Genomic DNA, 18,488 nt, shown 5'->3' with positions numbered 1-18,488 from the left:
TGCCTTATAACTTCACAATTATAACTGTTATTACCGCAGAGAAATACAGAGAGGAACTACGTTTTCAGGAGGAATTTTTGATTTTACGGAGATATGGTTAAGAGTATTTTCCTATGGCATTAAAAGAGGCGCTCCTTTTCAGGAACGCCCCTCGGGGTGATCTATGGGTATAATAATTATTCTTCGCCAAGGCAGACCATCTTGCCGTCTTTTACGATTAACTCATCGTCAAAGGTGATAGTCGGGTTATACTGCACCATGTCGATATGTACTGTGGAACGTGCCGGCTGGCCATAGTAGAAGCCGTTGCCCATTGCGATATGGCAGGTTCCTCTTGCTTTCTTCTCTTCCTCGAAATCACCGTTGAACATGCAGGCCGGGTTCAGTCCGATACCAATCTCCGCGATGTTGTCGCTGTCTTTTACTTCTGCAATCTGGCGGCGGATCTCTTTACAGATCTTTGCGTCTCCGCCTACTACCTCTACGATACGTCCGCCTTCAATCTTAAGCTCTACCGGGATAGTCGGGCAGCCGTAGTAGCAGATTGGTCCGTCGATGACAAGTTTTCCGTGGGTAGTTCCGATTACCGGCCCTAAGGATACTTCGCCGTCCGACCATGCCATTGCGTCTCCCGGGTTACGGGCAATACCGCACTCGATGATTGGCTCCATCGGGTTCATTTCCATATACAGGTCGGTTCCGGCCGGGGTTGTGATGTGTGCGTTCTTCTTGCCTCTCCAGATTGCCTGCAGTCTCTCGCCGTCTGCGTATACCGCCTCGTAATCCGCCAGGGCGCCGCCTCTTGTGAAGTTGTCGATATGTCTTAAGCAGATGGAAACTTCACGCAGTTTCTTCTCATTCATCAGCTCTTTTAAACGGTTGTTGTAGATAGCGGCTCCGGACGCCGTCGTCATGCCGACGAATACGTCGCAGGCCTCCATGGCCAGTTCCAGTGTCTTCGGGAAAATCGTTGCTTTGTCTTTTCCGCGGATTGGCATCATGCTTACGTTATACTCGGCTCCGCACATTAAAGCGGCTGCCGCCATGGCATTCGCCATACGCATGTCGGTCTGCGGGTCAATGGCAATCAGGACTTCCTCGCCCGGTTTTACCGCCATCAGGTTGGATAAAATATAGTGTGCTCTCTCAATACATTCAATAATTCTGTTGTCTTCCATTGTCTTATCTCCTTTTTGAATTTACTCCTGTTTCCGTCTGGAGCAGAACTTCTGTATCTTTTATTTCTGTTTCAGAACCTGAGTATATTGTAGTAATTTCCGCACTATATTTCATTCGTTATATGTATTTTTCTATATCATATCACTATTTAGTTATACATTTTCAAAGGTGTGTAAAAGTTCCTCCAAAAGACATGCCGCACGCTCTTTTGCCGTATTGAGGATCGCTCCCGCATCGTTACCGTAAATATCAAGCCCTTCGGCCGACAGACAGTCAAAGCGCCCAATCCCCAGCATCTGGCACAGCGCCCTCATATACTCTCCGGCAAGATCCGGATAACCTGCGGGCATAACTCCCGTGTAACCTCCCCTGGTCGTCACATAGACCATGCGCGATGCGCGGCAGTCTCCCACGGTCTCCCCCTTCTCGTTGTAATGGAATGTCATTCCGCTGACGCACATGCGCTCCAGATACACGCGCAGCAGGCTGGGAAAGGAAAAGTCCCAGAACGGGGCGGCGATAATGATCGCGTCGGCCGAAGCGAACTGCCTCGTCAGATCAAAAAAAGGATTCTCGAAACAGCCGGACGCAATCAGCTCATTCCTCAGCTTCACATCACCGGCATCTAACGGTTTTAAATCACATTCCATTAACCTCACCGTCTCAAGCTCAATGCCCTGCCGGTTCTCAAGCCCATCCACAAGGCATCCCGCCAGTTCTTTTGTGCGCGACTCCTCCCCTCTGATGCAGCAGTCTACAAATAAAAATTTCTTCATAATTTTAATTCTCCTCTCATTCTTCCTTCTGCGAAGGCACGGTCCTGTCATAGATATCCTCTTCGTTTATGAAAAACTGCTTTAAGTGTACCATACCATGTCTAAAAATCAATCAAACGATCAAAAAAGCACCCCGGATATTCCGGGGCGTATGACAATAACTCCTTATTCCTCTTCCTTTCTTTGCACACCGGCCATATGCATAAATTCCCGCATGGCGGATGTAGTATATTTCCCCTTCTTTGCGGCAAAGCTGACCGGCCGGGTTGCTAATGGATCTCCGATTTTGTAATAAGTCAGCATCTCATTTTTCGGCATGCAGCTTACGATATCGGAACGGATAAACACGGCTCCAACCCCGTTGGATGCAATGTTGACGGAAGTAAGGACCTGATCGACCAATAAGACTGTCTTCATCGTAAAACCTGCGTTCCTGCAAATCTGGTTACTTCTCTGGAACATATCATTGCCGGGTTTCATCGTAATAAAAGGCACCTCCCGAAGTTCGTACATCGGAACCGCCTCCGTTTTGTTTCCGGCAAATCTGCCTGTGAGAATATCCTGATATGTAAGGCGGTAAGGCTGGAGCCTCTTATTCACCTGATACCGGGTGGGAACGGCCAGAATGATATTCTCATTATTATAAAAATAGCGTTCAATGTTGGCTCCTACATCCGTTGCCGTCTCGATCACCAGATCCACCGTTTCATTCTCAAGCCCTTCTCTCAGTTCCCCAATATTTCCCTCCATCAGATCGATCACCACATTCGGATACTTTTCCCGAAACCTTCCTATCAGGCCGGGAAAAACGAAAGAACAGAAAAACGAGGAACCGCCAAGGGAGAGACTGCCTGTATTCAGCTCTTTCAGATCCATGAAATAGGACTTGATATTTCTCTGGATAAACATGATGTCCTCTATCGACTTGATATAGTAGTCGCCCTCCTTCGTAACGGTAATCGGGATTGTACTGCGGTCAAAAATTACGATTCCGATATCCTTTTCCGCCTTTCTCACCATTTTACTGAGAGCCGGCTGACTGACCTGCAGTTTTCTCGCCGCCTTGGAAAAGCTTTTCTCCTGATACACGGCATATACGTATTTCATCTCATTCAGCAAGTAATCTCCCCCAGTCATACTGTTTTCACATTCGTAATTATTGATGCCAAAAAACAGGCCTGATTCGGTTTGGAACTCCTTCAGACCTGTCTCCCATATTAAGCTGTCTGCTTCTTTCTTCTGATTAACTGGATTCCAATAATCACAGCAAACAGTGCAACTCTGATCAGATCCGTAACATTCCACGCATCTGCCATGAGAACACCGCAGATTACCAGCAAATCCACGCTGGAATGTATAATATAATTGAGATCCCGGTTGCCGTGACGACACCGGCAATAATACCGGCACAGCCACAGGTCACGGCCAGGAGATAGCTCCCCGGCTGTTTCTTCCAGACTGATATCATTTCCGGCCAGATATCAGCGGCGTATCTATAAAAACAGTTTTATCACTGCCCTTATCCATTTCACTTCTTTGTTTCAACAATTCAGATAAACATTATCATAGTATTTGTTATAAGTTTATCATACTGTCAATTCTCCATAAATTATTATGTCATTTTATGAATATTCCATAACCTATTCATTATATCTTTACTTGAGATATAGCAGGTATGCCTATGGACGGTTCATGCCTGAACCAACTCTTGCGGTATACAAAAAGGCGGTAAAAAGTCTGCTTTGCAAACCTTTCACCGCCTCATTTAGAAGCTCACTGCTTTAAATCATTTATCTACTCCTCGCCCAGGCAGACCATCTTCCCGTCTTTTACAATCAATTCACCGTCAAAGGTGATAGTCGGGTTGTACTGCACCATGTCGATATGTACTGTGGAACGTGCCGGCTGGCCATAGTAGAAGCCGTTGCCCATTGCGATATGGCAGGTTCCTCTTGCTTTCTTCTCTTCCTCAAAATCACCGTTGAACATGCAGGCCGGGTTCAGTCCGATACCAATCTCCGCGATGTTATCGCTGTCTTTTACTTCCGCAATCTGGCGGCGGATCTCTTTACAGATTTTTGCGTCTCCGCCTACTACCTCTACGATACGTCCGCCTTCAATCTTAAGCTCTACCGGGATAGTCGGGCAGCCGTAGTAGCAGATTGGTCCGTCGATGACAAGTTTTCCGTGGGTAGTTCCGATTACCGGCCCTAAGGATACTTCGCCGTCCGACCATGCCATTGCGTCTCCCGGGTTACGGGCAATACCGCACTCGATGATTGGCTCCATCGGGTTCATTTCCATATACAGGTCGGTTCCGGCCGGGGTTGTGATGTGGGCGTTCTTCTTGCCTCTCCAGATTGCCTGCAGTCTCTCGCCGTCTGCGTATACCGCCTCGTAATCCGCCAGGGCGCCGCCTCTTGTAAAGTTGTCGATATGTCTTAAGCAAATGGAAACTTCACGCAGTTTCTTCTCATTCATTAGCTCTTTTAAACGGTTGTTGTAGATAGCGGCTCCTGACGCCGTCGTCATGCCGACGAATACGTCGCAGGCCTCCATGGCCAGTTCCAGTGTCTTCGGGAAAATCGTTGCTTTGTCTTTTCCGCGGATTGGCATCATGCTTACGTTATACTCGGCTCCGCACATTAAAGCGGCTGCCGCCATGGCGTTCGCCATACGCATGTCGGTCTGCGGGTCAATAGCAATCAGGACTTCCTCACCCGGTTTTACCGCCATCAGGTTGGATAAAATATAGTGCGCTCTCTCGATACATTCAATAATTCTGTTGTCTTCCATCGTTTTTCTCCTTTTTATGATATGACTTTTGAAATAAGTTCCCGTTTCGTTCCTGTTTCAGGGCCTGGTATGTTGTAACGTCCGTCTATGCCGCGCCCTTTTTTTCATCCATTCTGTTAAATGTGTCGCGATCCAGTTCTCCCTCAATGGCAGAAATACATACCGCCGTCACCAGGTCGCCGACAGAGTTGGTGGACGTATGAATCTGATCGATGATCCGGTAAATACCGGCCACCAGCGCATATGCCTCCAGAGGAAGCCCCATCTGGGTCAGCAGCGTCAGGCTGATGACAAGACCGATCTGCGGGGTTGCCGCGCAGCCCACACTTAAAAATGTCGCCTGTACAACCAGCATAATCTGCTGCTGGATACTTAAATCAATACCGTAAAGCTGTGCGGCGAACAATACGATGATACCAAAATAGATACAGGTACCGTTCATATTGGCAGTCGCGCCAAGCGGAAGTACAAAACTTGCAATGTCTTTCGGAACACCCATCTTCTTCGGAGCAACTTCCATGGAAACCGGAAGTGCGGCGGAGGAGGTACAGGTGCTGAACGCGATCATCCACGGCTCAAATGCTTTCTTCCAGAACTTGACAGGGCTTACTTTTGCAATCCCCACCAGGAAGATCGAATAGACAACAATGCACATGATAATGCTGGACAGATAGTCCGTTAAAATAAACTTCAGAACCGGCCCAAAGATTGCCACTCCATATTTCGCCAGAGAGACGGACATGAGTCCGAACACCCCAAAGGGAATAATTCCAAGAACCATATTTACAATCTTGAACATGGTCTGGGAACAGAGGGAAATGACGTCGGCCAGCGGTTTTGCCGTATCTCCGATACTTATAATGGCAAAACCGACGAACAGTGAAAATACGATGATAGGCATCATATCTCCATTTGTCAGCGCTGCAAAGGGGTTGCTTGGTAACAGATCCAGAATGGTCTGGTATACCCCAGGAAGCTCCTTTACTTCCACCGTATTTTCCACGGTCCCGAGAATGAGCCCTTTGCCGGGCTGTATCAGATTAGCCAGGACAAGACCTATAGTAGCCGCAATACCCGAGCTGGCTAAAAACCATAAAATAGTCTTAATACCGATACTTCTCAGCTTTTTGATGTCCCCCAGCGATAACGCCGCATCAATAATACAGAAAAATACCAGCGGAACAACAATCATCTTGATCAATTTGATGAAAAAATCACCAAGGAACTGGAGAAACGGCAGAATATAATCATTAATTAGCGGATTATCCACCCCTCCCATGAAATTTAAAGCATAGCCAAAAATAATACCGGCAAACAATGCAATAAAAATTTTCACGTACAATGGCTGTTTCTTTTTTGTTTTCACTTCTTCTTTTTGCCCTGTCATATGGACCCCCTTTTGCAAGAAGAACAATCAACCAGTTTCCATTTCCTCATGAGGTTGAACTTCATTCTATCAGGTTTCCATTTTATGTCAAAAAGGTATATACAAATACGAATATATTATAATATTTCAGTAATAACTTACAGATATTTTTAACAAAAATCTCATTTATAATGATATTATCCATAAATTTATTATGTTTTTGATACAAATCAATTAGCTTATATACTATTATTTTTTCATTTTCTTATCACCTGCATAAAAAGGGAGGTGCCCACCGCAAAGCGGTGAGCGCCTCCCCTGTTAAAACAGGAAGTTAATTATAATTTGCAGTTTCTTTTATTCCTCGCCCAGGCAGACCATCTTTCCGTCTTTTACAATCAATTCACCGTCAAAGGTGATGGTCGGGTTGTACTGTACCATGTCGATATGTACCGTGGAACGTGCCGGCTGGCCATAGTAGAAACCGTTGCCCATTGCGATATGGCAGGTTCCTCTTGCTTTCTTCTCTTCCTCGAAGTCACCGTTGAACATGCAGGCCGGGTTCAGTCCGATACCAATCTCCGCGATGTTGTCGCTGTCTTTTACTTCCGCAATCTGGCGGCGGATCTCTTTACAGATCTTTGCGTCTCCGCCTACTACCTCTACGATACGTCCGCCTTCAATCTTAAGCTCTACCGGGATAGTCGGGCAGCCGTAGTAGCAGATTGGTCCGTCGATGACAAGTTTTCCGTGGGTAGTTCCGATTACCGGCCCTAAGGATACTTCGCCGTCTGACCATGCCATTGCATCTCCAGGGTTACGGGCAATACCGCACTCGATGATTGGCTCCATATCGTTCATTTCCATATAAAGGTCGGTTCCGGCCGGGGTTGTGATGTGGGCGTTCTTCTTGCCTCTCCAGATTGCCTGCAGTCTCTCGCCGTCTGCGTATACCGCCTCGTAATCCGCCAGGGCGCCGCCTCTTGTAAAGTTGTCGATATGTCTTAAGCAGATGGAAACTTCACGCAGTTTCTTCTCATTCATCAGCTCTTTTAAACGGTTGTTGTAGATAGCGGCTCCGGACGCCGTCGTCATGCCGACGAATACGTCGCAAGCCTCCATGGCCAGTTCCAGTGTCTTCGGGAAAATCGTTGCTTTGTCTTTTCCGCGGATTGGCATCATGCTTACGTTATACTCGGCTCCGCACATTAAAGCGGCTGCCGCCATGGCGTTCGCCATACGCATGTCGGTCTGCGGGTCAATAGCAATCAGGACTTCCTCACCCGGTTTTACCGCCATCAGGTTGGATAAAATATAGTGCGCTCTCTCGATACATTCAATAATTCTGTTGTCTTCCATAGTTTTTCTCCTTTTCTTTGAACATGACTTGACTTTATAGGTTCTAAATCTCTTAACTCTCTTCCGATACTTTCTGCCTCACCGGACTCTTATGCCGCGCTCTTATCATCCATCTTGTTGAATTTATCGCGATCCAGTTCTCCCTCAATTGCGGAAATACATACGGATGTCACAAGGTCACCAACAGAGTTTGTGGATGTGTGGGCCTGGTCGATGATTCGGTAGATACCTGCAACCAGTGCGTATGCTTCCAGTGGGAGGCCCATCTGGGTCAGCAGGGTAAGGCTGATAACAAGTCCAATCTGTGGAGTAGCCGCGCAGCCTACGCTTAAGAAGGTTGCCTGTACAACGAGCATAATCTGCTGCTGGATACTCAGGTCAATTCCGTAAAGCTGTGCTGCAAATAAAACGATGATACCAAAATAGATACAGGTGCCGTTCATATTGGCGGTAGCGCCGAGCGGAAGTACAAAGCTTGCAATATCCTTCGGAACGCCCATTTTCTTTGGCGCAACTTCCATAGATACCGGAAGGGCTGCCGAAGAGGTACAGGTACTGAATGCGATCATCCAGGGCTCAAATGCCTTCTTCCAGAATTTGATAGGGCTTACCTTCGCAATTCCTATCAGGAAGATGGAATAGACAACCGAACACATGATGAAGCTCGCCAGATAGTCGGTCAAAATAAACTTCAGAACCGGCCCGAAAATTGCAAGGCCATATTTGGCCAGTGATACCGACATAAGTCCAAATACACCGAACGGAATGATTCCGAGAATCATATTTACAATCTTAAACATAGCCTGAGAACAGACTGAGATGACATCTGCAAGCGGTTTTGCCGCATCGCCGATACTGATGATGGCAAAGCCAAGAAACAGGGAAAATACGATGATTGGCATCATATCTCCATTTGTCAATGATGCAAACGGGTTGCTTGGAAGCAGATCCAGGATTGTCTGGTAAACTCCCGGAAGTTCTTTTACTTCCACCGTGTTCTCGATTGAGCCAAGAATCAGTCCTTTACCCGGCTGAATGATATTTGCCAGAACAAGGCCGATTGTAGCTGCAATACCGGAGCTGAACAGGAACCACAAAATTGTTTTGACTCCGATGCTTCTGAGTTTTTTGATGTCCCCCAGCGAAAGCGCTGCATCAATAATACAGAAGAATACGAGCGGTACGACGATCATCTTAATCAGTTTTATAAAGAAATCCCCAAGAAACTGGAGGAACGGTAAAATGTAATCGTTGATAGTAGGATTTTCTACTCCTCCCATAAAATTCAATATGTACCCGAAAATAATACCTGCAAACAGCGCAATGAAAATCTTCACATACAATGGCTGTTTCTTTTTAGTCTTAATCTCTCCCGTCATTTGTTCTGCCATATTGGACCCCCTTTTTTGCTTTGATGATTAACTAGTTCCCTTTATTACCCTTTCCTCATGAGGTTTAAATGTATTTTATCAGGACATGGTGCAGTAATAAACTGTTATACAAGATCTGAAATATTATATAGTTTTTTGGTTATATGTTAAGACATTGTTAAAATATATAAATAAATACCAAAACAGCCGAAAAAAGGCGCGGGATTATAAAAAAATCCCGCGCCTTTTCCCGGCTTACCGTGAGTCAGAGCTTCTATTCCGATACCTTCCGCTCTTTCCGGTATTCCTCAAGTGCACCGGAAAGCTGCTTCAAAACCATCCCGTCCAAGTCGTCAAAATATGGTATGTCTTCTCTCTGTCTATCCGCCTCATCGAGATCGATGTCGGCAAATACTATTTCTTCCTTCTGTCCCTGTGACTGGTCGATCATAGAACCGGCCGGCCCAGCCACGCCCGAGGCTCCGCAGCAAAGCTCATCTGAGAAATTAGCCCCGGCCGTGAACACCATGTTATAAAGGCTGCAGGCCATCAAATCCAGATCCCATCTGTTCCTTGCAGGCACGCTCCAGGCCGCCGGACAGAAAATCAGTTTCGCCCCTTTCAGGGCGGCTATCCGTGCCGGCTCCGGGAATTCCAGGTCATAACAGGTCAGAATAGCCACCCCGCCGAACTCCGTATTGAACACAGGGAACTCCTCACCGCGCACAAATCTTTTTTTCTCACTCTTCCAGAGGTATACTTTTCTCGCCTTTCCTGCAATCCTTCCGGCCCGATCGGCAAATACGGCCGTATTGTAAATATCCTCCCCCGGCCCGCGCTCGGCAAAACCGGCCACAATACAGATTCCATTCTCCCTCGCCGTACGGCTGATTCTTCTGTAGAATTCACCGTTCTCCGTTTCCGCGATCTCGAGCAGCCTGTCCTTCTTCACAAAGTATCCCGTATAAGAAAGTTCCGGAAAACAGATGACATCCGCCCCTCCGGCCGCCGCCTCGGCAGCCATCCGTTCCATCTTCGCCATATTGGCCTGCGTATCTCCCTGAACCGCCTCCATCTGCCCAAGTGCAATCCTTACATTTTTCATTTTCTCACTCCATTTGTATTATTTGTGTCCTCGCAGAAAAAAGTATATCATATGGATCTGCATGCGGAAAAGAGCGAATTGTATTTTTTAGAGAACGATCCATTTATAAGACCATCCCTACTCCGCCGCGGTACGGTCCCGGGCAACAAAAAACCCTGAAACCAGATTACCGTTTCAGGGTTTTACGTCGTTGCGTTAACAGTTGCTCTCATGTTTTCCATAGTCTTCACTTAAATTCCCAGTATTTTGCGGAATTTTACGTCTGCCTCCTTTTCATCTGCTCCGTCAAAGTAGAATATCAAAAACTTTCTTTGCCGTTGTATTCCACTCTGCAGTTCGTCATAACTCTTAACATTGATTCTGTGCTGTTCCGACTTGATATAGATGTCACATCCAAATAGATTCGCAGCCTGAATCAATGCGGAAATCGGCGGCGGGGTAATCCTTTCATTCCCGGCCATATTATATTGCCTGGCTAGCATAAGGCCTTCCTCCTTTCCATCATCCAGGGCTGTCAACAATATTCATTTAATTTACTATATCACATTTATTTTCTCTGTCAATGTATTTTATTTGCTTTGTTATCTATTATTATACACTTATAGTCAACATTGTACAACTCTTTATATAACTTTTATAATTTGTTCACATTTGACGTCGCGGTTCACTCCGTGCACAGCAGCATTTTCAGCGATACCGCACACTCTGCGTTTAACAAAGCTGTAATTTTTTTATCCGGCATGGTATAATACTCGCAGTGTGACCGTGATCTGCCGCACACAATATTAAATATGAGAGGCATTTGTTATGAAATTTTTAGAAAAACACCCCATGTACATGATTGCAACCGGGGTAGTGGGTATCTCTTTGTCTGCTATTATAGTAAAGTATTCAGACGCCCCCTCTTTGATTACTGCTGTTTACCGCCTTTTCTTTACCGTTCTCCTGATGACGCCCGTCGTGTTCCTGAACCGCGGTTTCAGGGAGGAACTTTTTTCCGTTTCTGTCAGGACCGTGTTCCTGTGCGCCGTCAGCGGAATCTTCCTGGCTCTTCATTTCGTCACCTGGTTTGAATCACTTAACTATACTTCCGTAGCCAGCTCCACCGTGATTGTCTGTACCGAATCCATCTGGGTGGCCCTGGGCTTTTGCGTTTTCCTGAAAGGACGGATTTCTAAAAAAGCGGTGTTTGGCATCGCCGTGACCTTTTCCGGCAGCATTCTGATTGCCATGTCGGACTACGGTTCCGGCAGCAATCTCCTGAAAGGCGATTTCCTGGCTCTGTTTGCCGCCGTCATGGTGGCCGCCTATACTCTGCTTGGGCGCGTTGTCAGGGAGAATACGTCGACTACCGTCTATACATACATCGTATATTTTTTCTGCGGCCTCTCCCTCTTTGCAGCATCCGCCGCGACAAAAACTCCACTGGCCGGTTACGGCAGCACCTCCCTGCTCTGCGGCCTGCTGCTTGCTATCTGCTCTACTCTGCTCGGCCACAGCATTTTCAGCTGGTGCCTGAAATTTCTCTCACCGGCCTTTGTATCGTCCTCAAAGCTCTGTGAGCCTGTTGTAGCTTCCCTGTTTGCCATGGTGCTCTTCGGCGAAGTTCCGGCTTTTCTTCAGATTCTGGGCGGCGTCATCATCCTGGGCGGCGTAATTTACTATTCACGGGTGGAACAGTCCTGATTTAAGGCATTTTCTAAAACTTTTCGTTCATTTTGCCGCCCGCCAATAATATGATAGAGTATAATCCATTTCACGGAGGTTCTCATGAGTTCATATTTATCCGTATCCGGTGTCATCACCCGGATTCAGCCGCTGACGGGGGGCAACAGCGCCCAGTACGGCTGTACATTGAACATGTCCATACGATCCATGCAGCAGGGAGAAGTCAATTTCACCCTGAATGGAGATACTTATGTTGTTGACAACCAGACGCTGCATCCCGGCGATCAGGTGACTGTCTTTTACGACGGGAATGCCCCTGCGCCCCTTATATATCCACCGCAGTATAAAGCAGTTGTCATCGCCCTCTCCGCTTATCACCAGTATTATCTTGGAGAGTTTTATAATAATTTTATCAGTACAGACGGAGTCCTCCAGCTGAACAGCATGGCCGCCCTCAATGCATTTCTGCCGAACGGGCAGATTTTTTCCGGCGCCATTGTGGGAAAAACCGTTCTTGTGGAGTATACGACTTCCACCAGAAGCATTCCCGCCCAGACAACGCCGGATCGTGTGATTGTCTTCTGTTACTCATAAGCAGCCGCTGCAGACTTTATGCTCAGCCCGCCGTCATTACCGGTACATAAAAGCGATCCGGGGAGGCCGTTACGCCTCTTCCGGACCGCTTTTCCACTTTCTGATTTCTACTTTCTGTTCTCAGACAGCCTCACCGTTTACGCCTTTTATTTTTACCTGCCAGAAGCCTCTCCGCCCCGGCATCAAATACCTTGACTACAGTCTCATCATACAGGACGGCAATCGCATAGGAAACCGCGCAGATGAACAGATAGGGGAGCACCAGCTGTCCAATACTCTTATTCACCATACCGTATGGGACGAATCCCAGAGGAAGCACCGCCGACATGACGAACAGATGCACCATCAGCACGGAAAAACTTCTTTTTCCGAGTATCTGCAGTATTTTTGAAAAACGCACACAAATTCCGTTCATCCTGAGCACTGTGACAAATACGGCCGAGGCCATGAGGAATTCGAGGATTGAACAATTCGTAATAATCTCCAGATAGTCCGCCCGGAAGCTGTAAATCCAGAGGGAGATAATCAGTGCCAGGATACCTCCCGACACCAGGCAGAGATCGTATTTTCTCATCCATGCCCTGTTCAGGAGATAGCCTGCCAGGAATAAGCCCAGCCAGGAATCCAGATACAGGGAAATACCCAGATCAAAATTGAGATACTCGCATCCCGTCCGGATCGCAAGCGCCGCCACAATCAGGACAAAAAGCTGTTTTTCCGTCCGCTCCGGCATCTTTGCCATCATCAGGCGGTAAAACGGAACCAGCAGATAGAGGGCCAGCAGCTTATAGATAAGCCACAGGTGAGGTCCCATGGTAATCGTTCCGCCCAGGAAATCGAGGGCTGCCTGGCCTCCCCATCCGAGAATGCCTTCCTGCGTTGCACAGAGAACTTTCAAATAGAACAGGGAATAAAGCGCAAAGGGAAGAAGAATTTTCAGCACCCTCTTTTTATAATATTCACCTATCGTCTCCTCCCTGTAAGGCAGAAGGAGCGCTCCGCTGATAAAGAAAAACAGCAGATTGCAGGTCAGGACTATCAGAACCACCGCCCGGAACACAAAATCCCTCGGGGTACCCTTAATCTGAGCCAGGGCCACCGGTTCCACCACGTGCACCGCTACTACAAACAGGGCTGCCAGGACGCGTACGCCGTCCAGATAGGCTGTTCTTTTTCTGCGTTCTCCGCTCCCCTGGCATCCTATACCCGGGTTTCCTTTATTTACAGATTTCCTCAACTTCTGTTCCCGGCGTTCCCTGTGGTGCAGAAGGATTGAAAGAGCTAGAATAAGAAATATTGCCAGCAGCCGGACAGGATTTACCAAACTGATTGCCTCCCCGAAAGCCGGACGGACGGCAGGAATACTCATGGATACATTCTCAATCTCCGCATCCCCCGTCAGGGTCAGCCTCAGCCTGTCGCAGTATCCTGCAGGAAGAGCGACTCTTCCTTTCGTGGTACCCTTTAAAATCCAGCGTTCAATCCGCCTGAACCGGTTGAACTCCTGTCCCTCATTCTCCGTATAGTAGACGAGAACCTGCATCTTGTCCGGAACCGGAGCCGCAAATTCAAATTCCAGATATCCGCCCGCCGTGTGCGGGGCAAAGTCCAGCCAGGGCATGTCCTCCGCCATCCGGTACGGCTTCCCATCGGCTGCTGCATCCGCTGCATATTCTGGCAGGATCGTAATATTTTCTTCTAAAATTGAACCGCGCCTGGCTGAAAAACAAGCCAGGCACAATTCAATGCATATTGCTGCGATCAACCCCGTGATTATCAGGGCCAAACCTCTTTTTTTATTCTTCATCTTTTATCTTTCAGATTACCAGATAACGCCGTTGGCATCAATCCACTTGCCGTTCGGTGCCTGTCTGTTTACCCACATAGCGCCCGTTGCGGTGTCGAAGAAATACCATTTGCCATCGATCATCTGGTAGCTTGTTTTTCTAGCTCCCCTTGAACCGTCGGAAACCGGGTTCAGATAATACCATGCTCCATCGATTGCCTGCCAGCCGGTCTTCATCGCGCCTCTCGTTCCATCAGATACGGGATTTAAATAGAACCAGTTGTTGTCTACATAAATCCAACCTGTCATCATGTAGCCGTTCGCCGCAAGGTAGAACCAGTTATTATCAACATAGAGCCACTGGTTTGTCAGCGGTGTCCCGTTCTGGCGGTATGTCCAGCCAATCTGATCCTGCACCCAGCCGCCGCTTACGTTAGTGCTGCTTCCGTTGCTGGCGGTTGGCGGTGTTCCCGTATATACGTTGCTGGCGTTCATGTAGTAATCATCGGACTCGTCACTCCACTCACTCTTCTCTCCGTCCGAATTGCTGATGGCTCTTACCTTGTAGGAATAGTCGCCGGCTTTAGACATATACGGATAGAAGTTGTAGCTTTCATTTGATGTTGTAATTGTTGTCACCGATGAATTGTTGCGGTAAAGCTTTACTTCATATTTATCGGCATCGTCCACGGATTCCCAGGTAGCATGCCTGCCGTCCCAGTCGAGAATCTCCGGTACTTCCAGCTCGCCGCTTACCTTACGCTGTTTAATGTCAATCTGAAGTCCCCTGCCGCTGTCGAGCCTCTTAGCGCTCTTAAATTCACTGCGGTTTCCGGAAATAGAGAAATATTTTGACGAGGTATAATAAAACTGATATTCATCCGCCGCATCACCAAGGAGCTCCAGCTCCACTCTGATTACCGGAGTCTCACCGCGTTCCCACTCGTCATCATTCGTATTGTAATACTCCTGCTCGACTATCTTGAAATCGGAATCGCTAAGTCCGGACACCGAAACCTTAACTGATGGAGTCCCTACATTGTCTCCCGCCTCAGGTACTGCGCTCTCCACCTGAACCTTTACTTTGGTAATCTTTTTCTCGGCCGCATATGCGGTCATACACATTGCACAGGCGGTAATCACTGCAAAAACAGGAACCGCTGCCCTTTTCAAGTTACGTTTCATAAAACACTCCTCCTTCATCCTCTTTACCTTCGTATACTGAAATTACTGTTTAATATATGTTATTATAGCAAATGAACCTAAGTTCGTCAAAGAAACTCTGCCATATTTTCAGAAATTTGACAGTTTTTTATTCATTTATTATAATAATTTATATATTTTATCTAGCTCCCGGAATTATCTCCGGAAGTACCAGGTACGTTCCCTTAACAGGGCCGTACCGGCTATCACAGGAAAGGAAACCATCCCTATGAAACATTTAGAAAACCAGACTAACGAAGTTATCAAAAACCTTTATGAAAGGAAATCTGTCCGGGTATTTGAAGATCGCCCGGTTGCCCCTGAAGATCGTCTCATTATCCTTCAGGCGGCCTGCGAGGCTCCCACTGCCGGAAACCAGCAGCTTTATACTATCCTGGACATCACGGATCCGGAACTGAAAAAGCGTCTTTCCGTCACCTGCGACAATCAGCCTTTCATTGCATCAGCTCCTCTTATCCTGCTCTTCTGCGCCGACTGCCAGAAATGGTACGACGCCTTCCGGTCTGCCGGCTGTTCTCCGAAGCTCCCAACTGCCGGTGATTTGATGCTGGCTGTAGAGGACAGCGCCATCGCCGCCCAGAACGCCGTTACCGCCGCCTGGAGCCTTGGAATCGGCTCCTGTTATATCGGGGACATCATGGAAAGCTGTGAAACCCACCGGGAACTCTTACATCTTCCCCCCTATGTCTTCCCAGCCGTCATGGTGGTATTCGGTTATCCGACCAGGCAGCAGTGGGAACGGACGAAACCTGAGCGCTGCCCGATGGATTCCATTGTAATGGAAAATACATACCGTCTCATGGATGGTGACGCCCTGCACCGGATGCTTTCCCACAAATCCGGCTGTCAGTCTTATGAAGACTGGATAACCGCATTCTGTAACAGAAAATATAATTCCGATTTTTCAAAAGAAATGGGGCGCTCCGTCGGGGAATATCTGAGAGAATTTCTTCCTCACGATTTTTCCGGTATAAACAGGAGTTAAAAGGAACCGCAGAAAATGTGATCCCGCAATTTCCTTTACTGGTTTTATAATGTAATTATATCAGACTCTTTTTACCTATCCATAACTTTTTACTTACATTTTCATTAAATAAGGATTGGGTTGAGAAATGAGGACGCCGCCGTCAGGCCGGGGACCGGGGTGGTGAGGGGGATCGATGAGTCTTTCGTCCCGGGCGTCAGGTTGTCGCGGGCGGGGAATCCGGGCAGAAAAAGTTCCTGCGGGAAACGCTTGCGCTCGTTGGCAATGTCATTAAGTTAAGAAATTTATAATTACCATCATAAAGCGATGTATGAAATTCCTCCTTTCATAGGTCGCTTTTTTTCTTGATTTTTTTCTTGAAATCGCAAAAAACACTTGACATCTTTATAAAAATGTGCAGCGAAGCCCTTAATTATAAATTATCTTTAGGAGGTTTCGTTTATGAACCAGGCACTGATTGCAAAAAATACGCTTTTCCAAATCATCCGCTCTATGGCCGCTTCCCCGGCTCCTTATGTTTTGAATCCGGATAAGGATTTTACCAGGAACCGCATCCTTGACTTCTTCACCACCATGAGATTTACTCTTTCCATGCAGGCTTCTCCCTTAAAAAAAGAGCTTCTGGACTTCTTTGACTATCAGGCGGATACCGTCTCTCCCTCCGCTTTAATCCAGCAAAGAAAAAAGATACGCCTGAAGGCTTTTTATCACCTTCTTTATCAGTTTAACCAGGCCTTCCTCTCTTCTTCCTACCGTGGACACCAACTCCTGGCCTGCGATGGTTCTGTTTTGAATGTCCCCCTTGACCATGTCCCGGGAAATGAAGCCTACTCTTATTCAAAGCGCGAGACCCAGAAGGATTACTATCAGCTTCATATCAATGCCCTTTATGATTTATGCAATTACTGTTATACCGATTTGATCATCCATCCAAGAAAAGGGCACCATGAGGTCCAAGGCCTCTGCGAGATGTTGGAACGCCGGGATTTTACTCCCGGTTCGATTCTGATCGCTGACCGCGGCTATGAGGCCTACCGTCTCTTTGCCCAGATTGAACAAAAAGAGCTTTTCTTTCTCTTCCGGGTCAAGGACGGCAATACCGGGGTGATTGTAAAGGGCTTTCCACTCCCGAAAGAAAAGGATGCCCAATTCGACGAAACATTTACCCGGATTTTTACCTGGCGCAAAAACGAGGATATCCGAACCCATCCGGAGCTTTACAAAATCGTTACCCATGGCAACTCCCCCTATTTTCTCAACAAGGAGCGGCCGCAGTTTAAAATGACCTTGCGGATTGTACGGTTTGAAGTATCACCGGGCATTTATGAGTGTGTCATCACCAATCTCCCAAAAAAAGAGTTTCCTCCGGAAGAGTTAAAAGAACTCTATCGGATGCGTTGGGGAATCGAAACTTCCTTCCGGGAATTGAAATATGCCATTGGCCTTTCCAATCTCCATTCAAAAAAGGTGGAGCTCATCCAACAGGAAATCCTGGCACGGGTCATCCTGTATAATTACTGCGAGATCGTCATTGCCGCTGTGATCGTCGAGAAAAAAGGTACGAAATATCAATACCAGGTTAACCACACAATGGCCATCCATATCTGCCGTAATTTCCTGAAAGGTCACTTCCAGGGAGCTCCACCTGATGTAGAAACACTGATCGCGAAAGAACTGCTGCCAATCCGCCCGAATCGGAGCTTTCCCCGGAAGGTAAGCTATCATCCCGCAGTAAAATTCAACTACAGAGTTGTCTAATATCCCCTTCATTATAAGACAGAAACCAGGCAGATGGCAACCTGCCTTTTTGTGGTGCCATAAAAAGGCAGCGCTTGACCTTCCGAAAGAAAATCCATTACATAGGCGGAATCAAAATCTCTTAACTTAATGACATTGCGCTCGTTGGAGTACATAATGGTACTAACCTCGAAAAGACCTCGGTAAGTACCAATAAACTCCCAGGTTCCCTCCGGAATCTTTTTCTCCCTTCTTCCCCCGCAGGAAGGTTATGGCCGGGACGAAAGGCTCAGCCCAGACGGCTGCCCGACCCCCGGCCTGCGGCGGCTGATCTGTCCTATTCCTTCAATGGGGGAGGCGCTTGTCGCTGCCACTACGTTTTTATAAAATGCCTGAAAACTACATCTTGTTCGCTATGAAACTGTGTAATCTTATAATCCTAGATTATTTATTCTGATCCTCTTTTTATGCAGCCAAAGATGTCGTCATAATGTAAAAGAATCACGACTATATAGTGGCCGCGACAATACCTCCCCCTTACTT

The 18,488-nt window shown here is 47.3% G+C and carries 15 protein-coding genes; 4 read left to right on the top strand and 11 right to left on the bottom strand.

What is annotated here, in order from left to right; translation table 11 throughout:
* Positions 1-176: 176 nt before the first annotated feature.
* From EJL91_RS01360 to EJL91_RS01320, 9 genes are all read right to left on the bottom strand, one after another.
* Positions 177-1,178 (bottom strand): 2,5-dihydroxypyridine 5,6-dioxygenase NicX family protein, encoded by a 1,002-nt coding sequence (locus tag EJL91_RS01360; protein ID WP_125140171.1) that lies wholly within the window; start codon positions 1,176-1,178, stop codon positions 177-179.
* Between the two features lie 153 nt (positions 1,179-1,331).
* Positions 1,332-1,955, bottom strand: a complete 624-nt coding sequence (locus EJL91_RS01355) for an NAD(P)H-dependent oxidoreductase (RefSeq protein ID WP_125140170.1) — start codon at positions 1,953-1,955, stop codon at positions 1,332-1,334.
* 165 nt (positions 1,956-2,120) lie between these two features.
* Positions 2,121-3,074 carry a LysR family transcriptional regulator gene (locus tag EJL91_RS01350; RefSeq protein ID WP_125140169.1) on the bottom strand — a complete coding sequence of 318 codons (954 nt, stop codon included), beginning with the start codon at positions 3,072-3,074 and terminating at the stop codon, positions 2,121-2,123.
* A 675-nt stretch (positions 3,075-3,749) separates the two neighbouring features.
* Complete coding sequence (locus EJL91_RS01345; protein WP_125140168.1) at positions 3,750-4,751, bottom strand: 2,5-dihydroxypyridine 5,6-dioxygenase NicX family protein; 1,002 nt, start codon at positions 4,749-4,751, stop codon at positions 3,750-3,752.
* Positions 4,752-4,836: 85 nt separating this feature from the next.
* The gene (locus EJL91_RS01340; protein WP_125140167.1) at positions 4,837-6,138 is read right to left on the bottom strand and encodes a dicarboxylate/amino acid:cation symporter; all 1,302 of its coding nucleotides are present in this window, start codon (positions 6,136-6,138) and stop codon (positions 4,837-4,839) included.
* A gap of 336 nt (positions 6,139-6,474) precedes the next feature.
* Positions 6,475-7,476: a 2,5-dihydroxypyridine 5,6-dioxygenase NicX family protein gene (locus tag EJL91_RS01335; protein ID WP_125140166.1), complete on the bottom strand. Its 1,002-nt coding sequence runs from the start codon at positions 7,474-7,476 to the stop codon at positions 6,475-6,477.
* 89 nt (positions 7,477-7,565) lie between these two features.
* The gene (locus tag EJL91_RS01330) at positions 7,566-8,867 is read right to left on the bottom strand and encodes a dicarboxylate/amino acid:cation symporter (RefSeq protein WP_125140165.1); all 1,302 of its coding nucleotides are present in this window, start codon (positions 8,865-8,867) and stop codon (positions 7,566-7,568) included.
* A 253-nt stretch (positions 8,868-9,120) separates the two neighbouring features.
* A complete protein-coding gene (locus EJL91_RS01325) occupies positions 9,121-9,951 on the bottom strand; it encodes a carbon-nitrogen hydrolase family protein (protein WP_125140164.1) in 831 nt (276 codons plus the stop codon).
* 230 nt (positions 9,952-10,181) lie between these two features.
* On the bottom strand, positions 10,182-10,433 hold the full coding sequence (locus tag EJL91_RS01320) for an HPr family phosphocarrier protein (RefSeq protein ID WP_125140163.1): 252 nt from the start codon (positions 10,431-10,433) through the stop codon (positions 10,182-10,184).
* Between the two features lie 325 nt (positions 10,434-10,758).
* On the opposite strand from EJL91_RS01320, the gene EJL91_RS01315 reads away from it, so the two are divergent.
* Both EJL91_RS01315 and EJL91_RS01310 read left to right on the top strand, forming a co-directional pair.
* Positions 10,759-11,637, top strand: a complete 879-nt coding sequence (locus EJL91_RS01315) for a DMT family transporter (RefSeq protein WP_125140162.1) — start codon at positions 10,759-10,761, stop codon at positions 11,635-11,637.
* A gap of 84 nt (positions 11,638-11,721) precedes the next feature.
* Positions 11,722-12,213 carry a hypothetical protein gene (locus EJL91_RS01310; RefSeq protein ID WP_125140161.1) on the top strand — a complete coding sequence of 164 codons (492 nt, stop codon included), beginning with the start codon at positions 11,722-11,724 and terminating at the stop codon, positions 12,211-12,213.
* A gap of 130 nt (positions 12,214-12,343) precedes the next feature.
* Here the strand turns inward: EJL91_RS01310 and EJL91_RS01305 are convergent, their stop codons facing one another.
* Both EJL91_RS01305 and EJL91_RS01300 read right to left on the bottom strand, forming a co-directional pair.
* Positions 12,344-14,020 carry an acyltransferase gene (locus EJL91_RS01305; RefSeq protein ID WP_125140160.1) on the bottom strand — a complete coding sequence of 559 codons (1,677 nt, stop codon included), beginning with the start codon at positions 14,018-14,020 and terminating at the stop codon, positions 12,344-12,346.
* A 15-nt stretch (positions 14,021-14,035) separates the two neighbouring features.
* Complete coding sequence (locus tag EJL91_RS01300; protein WP_125140159.1) at positions 14,036-15,184, bottom strand: N-acetylmuramoyl-L-alanine amidase family protein; 1,149 nt, start codon at positions 15,182-15,184, stop codon at positions 14,036-14,038.
* Positions 15,185-15,431: 247 nt separating this feature from the next.
* Between EJL91_RS01300 and EJL91_RS01295 the strand changes: the two genes are divergently transcribed.
* Together EJL91_RS01295 and EJL91_RS01290 are read left to right on the top strand one after the other, a co-directional pair.
* A complete protein-coding gene (locus EJL91_RS01295; RefSeq protein WP_125140158.1) occupies positions 15,432-16,208 on the top strand; it encodes a nitroreductase family protein in 777 nt (258 codons plus the stop codon).
* Between the two features lie 441 nt (positions 16,209-16,649).
* Positions 16,650-17,966: an IS4 family transposase gene (locus EJL91_RS01290; protein ID WP_125140157.1), complete on the top strand. Its 1,317-nt coding sequence runs from the start codon at positions 16,650-16,652 to the stop codon at positions 17,964-17,966.
* Positions 17,967-18,488 lie beyond the last annotated feature (522 nt).

The sequence above is a fragment of the Clostridium transplantifaecale genome, assembly GCF_900626075.1.
Taxonomy (GTDB): domain Bacteria; phylum Bacillota; class Clostridia; order Lachnospirales; family Lachnospiraceae; genus Otoolea; species Otoolea transplantifaecalis.
This window is presented reverse-complemented; position numbering and strand designations above follow the sequence as displayed.